We start from the raw sequence: 12,242 nt of genomic DNA on the forward strand, positions 1-12,242 counted from the left end.
ACAGGCGATGACCAAGAAGAGAGTGGTAACCCAGTTTGGAATGGGCACTTCGATCCGCAGCAAGAACTACACCGAGGCCGCTGCGCGCGCAATTCGCGACGCGCTGTGGCACAACTCGCTGAACGTGGCGGAGGCCTTCGGCTTTCCGAAAACCGCGATGATCATCGACGTGGAGATCGGAGTGCAGAAACCGGAAGAGGTCGATATCCCGGCGCTGCACGGAATCTTTCCCTACGGCCAGCCCTCGATCACCGTGGTCAAGGGCGGGCTCGACATTACGAAGCCGCACACCGACGGCCTGACCGTGATTGCAAATGCCGCAATCATCGTATCGTTCGACATGGAGCCCGCAAATGACTGAGGCGATCACGGAGAAACGCATCATTCTCGAGATGGGTACCGGCAATGATCTCTACGGTGCCGACTACACCAAGGCCGCCATCCGCGCGGTACACGACGCCCTGCATCACTCGTCAATCGTGCTGTTCAAGTCGCTGGGCTACGATCACTTGAGCATGCGGGTGCAGGTCACGATCGGTGTGCAGGAGCCGGACAAGGTCGACACCGATCGCGTGGCTGCGGAGTTGCCGCGTGGCCGGGCAGAGGTGACGGCGGTGATTGGCGGGCTCAATGTACGGGATGACGAACAGGATACGACGCACGTGATTGCCACTGCGGCCGTCGAAGCCTATCTGCCGGTGGATGCGGCGGACTGGCGTCTGATCGAGCGCAGCTGAGCGGCGGCGGGTAAGCTGCCCGCATTGACTTGCGCGGGCAGCAAGGTGCTCACCAGTGCTCGATGGCTACGGGTCTCCCGAACAGGTAGCCCTGGAACTGCAGGCATCCGTATTCGATCAGCAGGTCGCGCTGTGCTTGCGTTTCGACGCCTTCGGCGATGACCGCGATTCCCAGTGACTGTCCGATCGCGACGATGGCCCTGACAATTGCCGCGTCGTTCCGGTCGTGGTTGATATCACGTACGAAGGACTGGTCGATCTTGACCTGATCCAGCGGCAGGCGCTTGAGGTAGGACAAGGACGAGTAGCCGGTGCCGAAGTCATCGAGGGAAAAGGTGATGCCCTGGCTTTTCAGGCGCTGCATGCGCGCGACCACTTCATCGACACGCTCGAGGACCACGCTTTCGGTCAGCTCCAGCTTCAGCCGCGACGGGCTCACGCCTGAGCGTTGCAGCTGTTCGACGACCTGCTCTACAAACTGCGGCTGGTGAAACTGGCGCGCGCTCACGTTGACCGAAATCGTGAGTTCCCGGGTTTGCGGATCGTCACTCCAGCGTTTGAGCTGCTCGCAGGCCGTCTGCAGAACCCAGTCGCCGAGCGGAAGAATGAGGCCGGTGTCCTCGGCAACAGGAATGAACTGAGCTGGCGAAACCGGATCGGCATCGCGCGGAAACCATCGTAGCAGTGCCTCGGCACCGATTCGTCGCCCATCCCGGTCCACCAGCGGCTGGTAATGGAGTCTGAACTCATCTTCGCGCAATCCCCGCCGCAGGGCCGACTCCATTTTCATTCTGCTGTCGATCGCGGACTGCATGTCGGTGTTGAAGAAGCGGACGGTATTCCTGCCGGCCTTCTTGGCCTGGTAGAGGGCTACGTCGGCCTGCTTGAACAGCACGTCGAGGCTGAGTTCGTTGCCCTTGAACACGGTGATGCCGATGCTGGTGCTGCAATGGTAGGGCGCGTCACCGTTGCCGAGCGAAAAGGCCTCGCCGAGTCCATGGCGGCATTGCTCGGCAATCAGTCCTGCCTCGAGTGCTGCCGAGGACTCGTCCGTGCCCAGGGCTTCTGCGATCACGATGTATTCGTCCCCGCCCAGTCGCGAAACCGTATCCTCATGACGAACGTGCGCTGCCAGACGGCGCGCGACCTCGACAAGCAGATGGTCGCCGACATCGTGGCCCTGGGTGTCATTCAGGTCCTTGAAGCGATCCAGGTCAAGCATGATCAGGGCACCGTACTCGCCGCTGCGCTTGCTGGCAGAGACGGCCTGGCTCAGCCGGTCCATCAGCAGGCGGCGGTTCGGCAGCCCGGTCAGCGAATCGAAGTACGCCAGGCTCCGGATCTTGTCTTCGGCCAGTTTGCGCTCGGTGATGTCGAGGGCCGTGCCGTAGTGGCGCAGTGGCCTGCCTGCTGCGTCGAAGTCGGTCGCGCAGCTGACCTCCAGCCAGCGAGAACTTCCGTCGGGACGAACGAGGTGGGAGATCAGTGGCGGGAGCTTGGCCCCTTCGGGCGCGGCCGCGAGCAGTGAAAGGTAATCTTCGTGCTTCTTGCGCTCATCCGGGTGGATCCACTCCCTGAGCGTCGGCCAGTCCAGCGCGGTGGGGGAGCGCCCTGCGATGCGAAAAAGCTCGTCCGCCCACCTGATGCGCCCGCTCGCCATATCCAGCGACCAGTCGCCCATTCCGGCAATGCCGAGCGCGCGCTCGAGCTCCACCTTGCGGCGATCCAGTTCGCGCCGGAGTTGCCGGTTCCAGACCAAGGCGGTGAAATACCCGAATGCGACGATGCAGCTGAAAATCACCAGCCACGGAAACAGGCGGCTGGCGAGGCTTGGCGGGCCGAGCTGCACCAGATCCCTGGACTGCGTGGGCAACCATCTCGACAGAATCTCGCTCTGCTTCTCGGACGGCACACTATCAAGTGCTCTGTCGATGAGGTGTGCAAGCTCGGGCCAGTCGCTGCGAATGCCGAAGCGCTGGCCGTTGCCCTGCATGTCGAAGGCGCCATTCACCTTGAGATTGGAGATGCCGTGCTGCGCGGCAAGAAACGTATTCACGCCCAGCACGCCGATATAGGCATCTGCCGTGCCGGACGCAACCGCCTGAAGGCCGTCGAGTGGCGTTGGTACGTAGTACGGATGGAGGCCGGGGATGGCGTCGTTTGCCTGCGCGGAGGCCGAATAGCCGGTCACCAGGGTAATCCGCGTCCTTGAGAGCGCTTCGAGCGACTCCAGCTGCGGCGAATCCCTTCGGGTCATGACGACGAGCGGGGTCGTCAGATAGACGCGGCTGAACGCCATGAATGTCTCGCGTTCGGGCAGGCGCACTACGGTTGCCACCGCGTCGAGCCGGCGTTCGCGCACGGCCTGCATGAGTTCGGGCCACTTGAGATGTGAGCTGATCTCGAATCGAATGCCAAGGGCCTTCTCGATCAGCGACAGATACTCCGGCACGATCCCCTTGATCTCTCCGCGCTCGCCGGTGAAGGAGTAGGGCGCGTAGTTGGCGTCGATCCCAAGGCGGATCACCGGATGTGCCCGAAGCCACTGTCTGTCCGCGCTAGACAAGGAAGTCGGTGTACCCGGGACCGCATCATGCGCATGGGCAGGGCATGCCATGGCAACGATGAACGCGAACAGCAGCAGTAGGGAGCGGTATGAAAAAAGGTGATTCATGTGCAGCGACCGAGCGTGTCGGGCTGGTGCTGGAGCAAAGGGTAAGGCGCTCATTCTACGGAATAACCTCAGGGGGCGCGAAAGCCCGCAGGGGTCGCAGGGTCGCTGCCGGACCGCAGGGTGGGAACGGTGAGTCGATACGGCGGAGTGCGCAGTGGCGGTGCCGTTCGCGCATGACGGTGCGCGTGTTCTCGTCCCTAACTACCGGCCTGTGCAACACGCTTCGCGGGCAGGGCGCACAGGAGGGCACCGAGCGAGACGACGATGATGCCAGTGACCACGCGTAGTCCCAGTGCTTCGTCGAGAATGAAGTAGGCCCCGATGGCGGACGTCCCCGGCACCAGGGCAAGCATCATCGATGCCTGATAGGGGCCGATCTTCTGGTTTGCGTAGCTGTACATTCCCCCTGCAAGCAGCGCTGCAATCAGGCCCTGATACACACACTGAAGCAGGATCTCGCCAGCGGATGCCTCGCTGATGGCCTGGGGTAGCCAGAGCAGGTAAACCGGCATGTAGGCCAGCATCGAAAAACTCGCCACGCCCGAAATCGCGAGTTCCGGCCGCACTTGCCAGCGCCGCATCAGCAAGCCAAAGAGGGCCCAGCACAGTGCAGCGAGCAGGAACAGGAGGTCACCGAGCCATTGCGCTTCTCCGCCCGGTTGCACGAGGCTCTCGTAGGCGATCAGCACAAGGCCGAAACTCGCGAGCAGGAAGGCGATCACGATATGGCGCGCGAGGCTGAAGCCCGAGATGAAGGCCATGATCACGATGGTCCAGAACGGGATACCACCGTTCACGAAAACCCCCGCATGCGCGGTCGGGGCAAAGGCAAAGCCTGCATAGACCAGCATTGCGTAGCCCAGGCCGCCAAACACCGCGAGCACCATGTAGCGCGGCCAGTCGGACATGGGAACGCGCGACACGAAAAAGGGCAGCGCAAGGACACCCGACACCGCGAAACGCATGGCGGAGAGGTCGTAGGGGCTCAGCACGCCCTTGCTGCCCAGGCGTGACACGATGTTGAAGCCAGACCAGCACAGCACGACGAGGCCGGCAGCGAGCAGGCCCCGCGTATGCGGGGAGAGACCTTGGGAGCTGTGTTCGGGGGACGTCATTGGATTCCTTGTCTGCTCACGGTTCCGCCATGATCGACGTGGCAGGGGGCATCACAATACGGCAACGGCAGGTATCGCGCAGCACAATTCAGTCGCGCTGCAGCATGAGCCGGGGCGTCAGTTGCGCTGGAGCAGTTGGGCGCGATGACGGCGGAAAAGGAGCGCCATGACCAGCACCGTGAAGACGAGCCAGAGCGGGAGCAGGGTCAGGGCGCCTGCGAGGCCGTCGCCCATGCTGCCGGTGTCGCGGTAGGCCCGCAGCGCCAGTGCAAAAAGCAGGCTGACGAAACCGTATCCCAGGTTGAAAGCAAGGCCCTTGAACGACAGCACAGTCGCACGGTGACGTGAATCCACCGCAGCATTCAGGTAGTGGGACACGGCAAATCCAACCGCTGCCATGGCCGCAGAGAGCGGCAGGGCGAACAGCACGCCCCAGAGTGGAATACCCAGGGCCACGCCTGCCAGCCCGAGGACGGCGAGCGCTGCAAGCGCGCCGTAATTGCGCAGCATGGAGCCTGTCGTCACGAGTCTGCGTGCCATCGGCGCCACCACGATGCCGATGCCTGCCATCGTGGCGCCGATGATGCCAAAGCTGGCTTCGGGCAGGTCGATCATGCGGTAATAGGCACTGCCGAAAGTCATGAAGACACGGAGCACGCTGTCGATCAGCAAGCCGCCGATGATGACGAACAGGGCGATAGGGCTGCGCGCGATCCAGCGCCCGGCGTCGAGCATCGACTCCACCGCCTGTCTGGTCGTCGGGATTGCGGCCCCCGTCCTGTGGGCGGGCTCCTGCATGCGCAGGCAAACGATAAGCACTCCAAGCGCAGTGAGCAGATTGAGGTAGATCGGAAAACGCAGGGTGGTGGCCTGATCGAAGGTGAGTGCGAGGCCGGCACTGGCCGCCAGGTCGCTGAGCAGGCTTGGGTCGTACACCGCGCTGCCGATCAGCATCGCGACCACCATGCCGATGGCTTTCCACTGCATTACCCGGGCAAGTACCTGCGGCCATTCATGCTCGCGCCCTTCGTCCGCGAGGGCGTCGAAGGCGAGCGACTCGTCCGCACCGCTCGCCATTGCCTCGGCCAGTCCGCTCAGGACACGGTTGAGCAGGCAGAACAGAAAAAGCACGAGTCCGCCGTTTTGCGGTGCAGCAGCGAGGACCAGCATTTCAGCTACCATGAAAACGGCTGCCGCGAGGACGAGTGGCCGGCGGCCGAGGCGGTCGGCGAGCACGCCGGATGGCACCTCTGCCAGCACGATGACCAGGGCCCAGACGAAATTGAGCAGGGTGTACTGCGTGGCGGTGAGGCCGAGGTCAAGAAACAGGACGGCCAGAACCGGATAGTAGAAGCGCGAGTTGAACAGCACCCGGAACAGCACGAACAGGCGGCAATTATGGTCGGCGATATGCTGTCCGGAGGGCGCACTCATCGCGTCGTTCCCACGGTTGGCATGCGGCACGGAATACTGCGCATTCTCGGGGTAACGGGATCAGGCATGTCCGAGCGTGCTGGATGTCGCATATGAATGGCTTGCTGGCGATGTCTGCCGTGGCGTGAAATGCCTGAAGGCAGGTACATGCCGGATGCGCCTTTCCGCGGGAATGTTCAGGGATCAAGTCAGCTTACCGGAAGCGTCGGGCAAGCGGGAGTGAGCGACTGCTGAATGTGCTTCGGAACACTATGTGCGAGAGCATACATACCGATGCCGACTGGGTCCGTAGGATCAGAAGATGTGCGCAAGCAGCGGGGGCAGGCAAGGCGAACGGTTTCTCGGCCCCTCTCGATCCAGACTGTTAAGGACAAGAAGCATGCTGGCAAGCACTCATGCCCGGGCACCGGGTGCATCAAGCGAAGGGGAGGAGATCCGGGACGCGTTGGTGATTACCTGCGAACACGGGGGCAACCGGATTCCACCGGCCTATCGTCTGCTGTTCCGGTCTGTACACGACCTGGTGGCCTCCCATCGCGGATTCGACGCAGGGGCGCTGGTAATGGCGCGCTCGCTGGCGAGGGCGTTTTCCGCGCCGCTTGCGTATGGCACGGTGTGCCGCTTGCTGGTCGACCTGAACCGCTCGGTCGGGCACCGCCACCTGCATTTCGAGTCGGTTCGCAAGGCGCCACTTGCGGTGCGCGAGCACATTCTTGAGCGCTATTACCAACCTTATCGTGCTGAGGTCGAGCGCCTGATCATGCAGGCGGTCGAACGCCGTGGGCGGGCGATTCACATCTGCTCACACAGTTTTACCCCGGAGTTGAAGGGGCGACGGCGAGAGGCCGATATCGGTCTGCTCTATGACCCTTCGCGGCCCGGTGAGGTGGCGCTGTGCGAACGCTGGAAAACAGCGCTTGAGGCGTGTGCGCCGGAACTTGTGGTGCGCCGGAACTATCCCTATTCGGGGAAGGCGGACGGCGTGGCGGCCTGGTTCCGCGCTCGCCTTCCGGCAGATGCCTACGTCGGCATCGAACTGGAGATCAACCAGAAACACGTGGATGCAGCGAATCCGCAGTGGGCAGCACTGCGCAAGGCAGTGATCAACTCGCTGCGGATTGCGCTTGCCGGTGAAGGCCGGGGAGTGGTCAGGCCTGATGGCTGACCGGGCGCGATCTCCGGTGGCCCGGAGCTTGAGCCCGGTCCGGCTTTGCCTCAATGAAGGAGAGACATTGTGAAGATTCGCGTCGGCTACGAACTGATTTACGACTGCCCGCAACCCACGCCGATGATTCTGTCGCTGAACGTGCATTTCAGTCGGGCATCGGATCTGATCATTCCCGATCACCTGATTACCGAACCGTCCGTACCGGTCACGGCCTATCGCGACCGTTTTGGTAACTGGTGCACCCGGATCGTTGCACCCAAAGGCCAGATCAGACTGACCGCCGATGCCTTGGTCAACGACACTGGCGAGACTGATCCGGTTGTGCCGGGTGCAAAGCAGATTCCGGTTCAGGAACTGCCTGATGAAACCCTGGAGTTCCTGCTCGGAAGCCGGTATTGCGAGACCGATCGTCTTTCGGACATCGCCTGGGGGCTGTTCGACAAATCGCCCACCGGTTGGGGGCGTGTGCAGGCCATTTGCGATTACGTGAACAGGAACATCTCATTCGGCTACCAGCACGCCCGCGCGACCAAGACCGCATGGGAGGTGTTCCATGAACAGACCGGGGTGTGCCGCGATTACGCGCACCTCGCCATCGCGTTCTGCCGTTGCATGAATATTCCGGCGCGCTACTGTACCGGCTATCTTGGCGACATCGGCATGCCGCCACCCTACGAGACGATGGATTTTGCGGGCTGGTTCGAGGCCTATCTCGATGGCAAGTGGTACACCTTCGATCCGCGCAACAACACCCCGCGGATTGGTCGCGTGCTGATCGCCCGTGGCTGCGATGCTGCGGATGTCGCCATCAGCAACACCTTTGGGCCGAACACGCTGAAGAGCTTCAAGGTGTGGACCGACCAGGTGTTCGATGGCTGAACCGGCTGCAGACCGGGGCGTGGCTCGGCCCCGGTTGCATGCCTAGTGGCGGCTCTGGATCTCGTCGATGTAGCCGATCATGCCGGTGCGAATGTTTGCCGCATTGCCTTCGTCGGTGTCGATATGCATCGCCAGGCGGAACGCCGGGTTCACGCGGACGACGACGTCCCCGAAAATCAGTTCGCGCTCACCCTCGATGCGCACGCGCACGACGTAGTTGTCGCGCACCCGGAAACGCAAGGCATCTTCCGGCGTCATGTGGATGTGGCGCTGCGCGCAGATCACGCCGCGCTCGATTACGGCACTGCCCGCCGGGCCCTCAAGCGTGATGCCGGGCGTGTTGGCGAGATCGCCTGACTGACGGATCGGCGGCTGAATGCCGACCTTGAACTGCTCCGTCATCGCGATCTCGACCTGCGTTTCCTTGCGCGTCGGGCCGAGCACCCGGACGTTGGCAATGCGGCCCTTCGGGCCGACCAGATGCACCTTCTCGGCGCAGGCAAACTGCCCCGGCTGGGACAGCTCATGCTCCGGCGTGAGCTGGTGACCGGGGCCGAAGAGCTTCTCCACATCGGCCTGCGACAGATGCACATGGTGTGCCGAGATCTCGATCGGGATCGGCGCCTCTGCCTGATCTTCCTTCATCGCCTGGATCAACTCGTTGCGTTCGATTGCACGCAGGCTTTCCCAGGCCACGAGCCGCTCGTCGTCGTTGGCGATCACGAGAATGGTCACTGGTGAGTCGTCGGCCGAAATGATCTTGTACGCGCCGAGCTTTCCGACGTTGCGGTTCTTCTCCTCGTCGAGCTTGATGCCCATGTAGCTCAGGCCCTGACACGCCAGGCTGCGCACCGTGGCGCTGGTTTCGCCGATGTCGCCGGTGAAGGTCAGCACGTCGATGCCGCCCATTGCCGCCACATAGGCGCCGATGTTCTTGCGGATCTGGTAGCAGAAAGCCTTGTGTGCGAGGAGTGCACGATGGTGGCCGGCACTGGCTGCGGCTTCGATCTCGTGAATGTCGCTGGAAATGCCCGAGATGCCCTTGAGACCGCTCTCGGTGTTGATCAGGTCCGACAGCTGGGCCGGCGTCATGTCGTGGTGCTGCAGCAGCTGGATCATGACCGCGGGGTCGATGCTCCCCGAGCGACTGGGCATGATGAGGCCGTCGGTGGGCGTCATGCCCATCGTGGTGTCGACCGAACGGCCATGATCGATTGCGCACAATGAGGCGCCAATGCCAAGGTGGCAGGACACGATCTCAAGTTCGCCGAGGGGGCGCTTGAGGACCTCTGCGGCCTTCAGCGACACGTAACGGTGCGAGGTGCCGTGAAAACCATAGCGCCGGATGCCGTCTTTCTTGTAAAGATCGTAGGGCAGGCCGTAAAGATAGGCGTAGGGCGGCAGGGTCTGGTGGAAAGCCGTGTCGAACACCGCGACCTGAGGCACGCCGGGCAACTGCTTCATTGCCTCGCGAATGCCCTTGACGTTTGCCGGGTTGTGCAGCGGCGCGAACACGGAAAGCGCTTCGATGTCTGCAATCACCGCGGGGGTGATCACCACCGAGCTGGAGAACTTGCTGCCACCATGCACCACCCGGTGGCCGACAGCACTCACGTCCTGCAGGTGAAAGGCAAAAGCCTCGCCGAGCAGGGCGCAGGACGCCTGCATGACCGCGAACAGATCGGAGAGCGGAAAGGGCTCACGCTCCATGCTGCGCGTCTGCGGCCCCACGCTGACGCTGATATGCACACGGTCGCGGTCGGTATTGTCGATGATGCCGTGCACGTCCGAGTCGAGGTCGTGCGTATCGTAAATGCCGAAGTGGATCTGGCTGATGCCGACGTTCAGTACGACGACCTTGCCCGCGGTGTCGGTTGCGAGCGACAGCGCGTAGGGATCGTCGGAGCGGGCCCTGGCCTTGCACTTTGACGCGGCGAGGTCCGACGTCATGGTCCGGATGCGCTCGGCATGCAGGCGCGACAGATAGGCGACGCACTTCGGATTGGTCAGGATGTACGTCTGGAAGACGTCTTGCGGAATCATCAGCACGAAGCAGCGACTGCCGGCAATGACGTCGGCCACGATGGGTTCGCCGGTGAGCAGCGATATCACGCCGAACACGTCGCCTTCGTCCAGCTGGCTGATCACCGTGCGGGTGCCCGTGTTGTCGGAGGTCGATACCTCGGCGATTCCGCTGATCACGACGCCCATGAACTTCCCTTCGTCGCCGGTCTCGAGGATCGCCTCGTTGCCCTCGAAGGTCGCAAGACGGGACCTGGAGAGGATTTCCTCCACCTTGTCCGCGGGGAAGCTCTCGAACAGTCGAACCCGCTCGAGAAAAAACTGCTTCAGATCCGTTTCGCTCATACCCGTCATCGCTCAAGTCCGCTATCGCTATTCAATCAAGCATCAGATTAACAGTTTGTTGCACCGCACAAAACCGATTCTTTGCTTCGTTCGTGAGCGAGTACATGAAAACCCTGCTTTTCGCATATGTGCGGTATCGAACTGTTTGCCGTCATAGGAGTGCATACGCTCATATAGCGGATGCGAGGGTATTTTGGGGGGAAGGGTTGTGTTCTTCTTCCCGGGCCGGATTGCCCTTGATGAGAGACAGTTGATCCGCACCCTCATAATTCAGGAGCTCATCATGAAACAGTTCGGCAAGTATCTCAGCGCACTTTTCCTGGCTTTTTCTTTGTTGACTGTCGTCGGATGCGCCAGCACCGACAAGAAGGCAGGTACGGGAGAGTACGTCGACGACACCGTGATCACCGCCAAGGTGAAAGCGGCCATCTTCAATGAGCCAATGCTCAAGGTCGCCGAGATCAACGTCGAGACCTTCAAGGGCGTTGTGCAGCTCAGCGGGTTTGTGACTTCGCGCGCCATGGCGAACAAGGCGATTGAGGTGACGCGCGCTGTTCCCGGTGTGAGTTCGGTCAAGAACGACATGCTGATCAAATGATCCGCGGGCAAACGGGCGCAGGGCGGACCTGAAGCCCGTTTGCTCTCACTTACTGTCGCTTGAAGTGCTCGCGTTTCGATAGCGCTCGATCATCTTTAGCGAGTTCGCGTATCCGTGGGCAATCTGCTCCGGCTGATAGCGGTGACTCGAACCGACCGGACAACTCAGCCGGGCGACACAGCTTGCAGCGCAACGCGAGCGTGGCTGGCGGCGGTAGTCGATGCACCGGTCCAGGTCGAAATCACCACTTGCCATTGCCTGCGCAGGGCAGGCCGGAATACAGGGTTTGTCGCGACAGTTGTCGCAGGGCGAAACGGTGTGTTTCGCCTGGGGGTGTTGCGCCTGAGTGACCGGGAGTGCGGTGTTCGCAAGCAAGGCCACCCGGTAAGCGAACCAGGTGCCCCAGTCCTGGTTGATCCCTACCTTGAATGGTGAGGCATGGTGCCAGCCCGCGAGGCTGCCAAGCATCTGCAGGCCAACGGGTGTGTTGCCGGGGTAAATGCGTTGATGGCGGCAGTCGCCAAAGCAGGCGTTGAACCAGCCGGAAACAGTCTCGATGCTGAAGTCGTCGATCGGATCGGCGCTTTCAATCCCGGCCGCCCCCACAGCCGACCACAGCGTCGGCCCTGCGTTGCCGATCAGAATGAGCTGGCGGAATTCCTCGCCGTCTTCAACGCACTGCCGCAGTTGCGAGCGGATTGTCGCGGGCAGGGTGTGCACGTTGAAGACCGCCTGCAGGTTGAGGCCGACGCGGTTCAGTTCGCTGAAGTCGCAGGAGATCACGTTGCAGACTCGAGTGCCTGGAGCGCCTGCTCGATGTCTTCCTGCTTGCCCGGGCGCACGAGGCGGGCAATTTCCTGGCCTTTACGCACAAAAATCAGCGAGGGCCACAGCTTCACGCCGAAGCTGCGACCGAGCCGCCGACCGGGGCCGTCTTCGACCTTGATATGGCGTACCCCGGCATGACCGTTCATTGCTGCTGCAACCAGTGGCGCGGCCGCGTTGCAGTGACCACACCAGTCGGTACCGAAATCCAGCACGATGGCTTCGTCGAGTGCGTCAATTTCGTCGCGGGTGAGCTGACTGGTCTGATACGGGCTGTTTTGGGGCATGGGCGCAATCCGGTCAATGGAAGGATCCTGAAAGGATAATGCATCCGCGAATTCCGGTCTTAATGCACCCGGGCAGGATGCAGCTTTCCCGGTGCCCGGGTGATCAGACGCTCAGGCGCGTACGGGGATACCTTCCATGCGCGATTCGCGACGCTTGC

Annotated in this window: 11 protein-coding genes; 5 read left to right on the forward strand and 6 right to left on the reverse strand. The window is 62.1% G+C overall.

Annotated features, from left to right (window positions below):
* The first annotated feature begins 7 nt into the window (after positions 1 to 7).
* Together CEW87_RS15960 and CEW87_RS15965 are read left to right on the forward strand one after the other, a co-directional pair.
* Positions 8 to 361: a Lin0512 family protein gene (locus CEW87_RS15960; protein ID WP_108974568.1), complete on the forward strand. Its 354-nt coding sequence runs from the start codon at positions 8 to 10 to the stop codon at positions 359 to 361.
* Positions 354 to 737, forward strand: a complete 384-nt coding sequence (locus tag CEW87_RS15965; protein WP_234421551.1) for a Lin0512 family protein — start codon at positions 354 to 356, stop codon at positions 735 to 737. Before CEW87_RS15960 ends, CEW87_RS15965 begins: the two co-directional genes overlap by 8 nt.
* Positions 738 to 786: 49 nt before the next feature.
* Here the strand turns inward: CEW87_RS15965 and CEW87_RS15970 are convergent, their stop codons facing one another.
* The 3 genes from CEW87_RS15970 to CEW87_RS15980 all read right to left on the reverse strand — a co-directional run bounded on the left by CEW87_RS15970 (position 787) and on the right by CEW87_RS15980 (position 5,960).
* On the reverse strand, positions 787 to 3,264 hold the full coding sequence (locus CEW87_RS15970) for an EAL domain-containing protein (RefSeq protein ID WP_159098192.1): 2,478 nt from the start codon (positions 3,262 to 3,264) through the stop codon (positions 787 to 789).
* A 344-nt stretch (positions 3,265 to 3,608) separates the two neighbouring features.
* On the reverse strand, positions 3,609 to 4,526 hold the full coding sequence (locus CEW87_RS15975) for a DMT family transporter (RefSeq protein ID WP_108974572.1): 918 nt from the start codon (positions 4,524 to 4,526) through the stop codon (positions 3,609 to 3,611).
* 117 nt (positions 4,527 to 4,643) lie between these two features.
* Entirely contained in the window at positions 4,644 to 5,960 is a 1,317-nt protein-coding gene (locus CEW87_RS15980) for an MFS transporter (RefSeq protein ID WP_159098193.1), read from the reverse strand.
* A gap of 379 nt (positions 5,961 to 6,339) precedes the next feature.
* Here CEW87_RS15980 and CEW87_RS15985 point away from each other — a divergent pair, with 379 nt between their 5' ends.
* Both CEW87_RS15985 and CEW87_RS15990 read left to right on the forward strand, forming a co-directional pair.
* On the forward strand, positions 6,340 to 7,125 hold the full coding sequence (locus CEW87_RS15985; RefSeq protein WP_108974575.1) for an N-formylglutamate amidohydrolase: 786 nt from the start codon (positions 6,340 to 6,342) through the stop codon (positions 7,123 to 7,125).
* A 69-nt stretch (positions 7,126 to 7,194) separates the two neighbouring features.
* Complete coding sequence (locus CEW87_RS15990; RefSeq protein WP_108974577.1) at positions 7,195 to 8,007, forward strand: transglutaminase-like domain-containing protein; 813 nt, start codon at positions 7,195 to 7,197, stop codon at positions 8,005 to 8,007.
* A gap of 42 nt (positions 8,008 to 8,049) precedes the next feature.
* On the opposite strand, the gene CEW87_RS15995 is transcribed toward CEW87_RS15990, so the two are convergent.
* Positions 8,050 to 10,374, reverse strand: a complete 2,325-nt coding sequence (locus CEW87_RS15995) for an acetate/propionate family kinase (RefSeq protein WP_108974579.1) — start codon at positions 10,372 to 10,374, stop codon at positions 8,050 to 8,052.
* Between the two features lie 283 nt (positions 10,375 to 10,657).
* Between CEW87_RS15995 and CEW87_RS16000 the strand changes: the two genes are divergently transcribed.
* Positions 10,658 to 10,972, forward strand: coding sequence for a BON domain-containing protein (locus tag CEW87_RS16000; RefSeq protein WP_108974581.1), 315 nt, complete (start codon positions 10,658 to 10,660; stop codon positions 10,970 to 10,972).
* A 45-nt stretch (positions 10,973 to 11,017) separates the two neighbouring features.
* On the opposite strand, the gene CEW87_RS16005 is transcribed toward CEW87_RS16000, so the two are convergent.
* Together CEW87_RS16005 and CEW87_RS16010 are read right to left on the reverse strand one after the other, a co-directional pair.
* A complete protein-coding gene (locus CEW87_RS16005; protein WP_108974583.1) occupies positions 11,018 to 11,755 on the reverse strand; it encodes a hypothetical protein in 738 nt (245 codons plus the stop codon).
* Entirely contained in the window at positions 11,752 to 12,084 is a 333-nt protein-coding gene (locus CEW87_RS16010) for a thioredoxin family protein (RefSeq protein WP_108974585.1), read from the reverse strand. The genes CEW87_RS16005 and CEW87_RS16010 overlap by 4 nt, the downstream gene beginning before the upstream one ends.
* Between the last annotated feature and the right edge of the window lie 158 nt (positions 12,085 to 12,242).

The sequence above is a fragment of the Parazoarcus communis genome, from assembly GCF_003111665.1.
In the GTDB taxonomy this organism is placed as follows: domain Bacteria; phylum Pseudomonadota; class Gammaproteobacteria; order Burkholderiales; family Rhodocyclaceae; genus Parazoarcus; species Parazoarcus communis_B.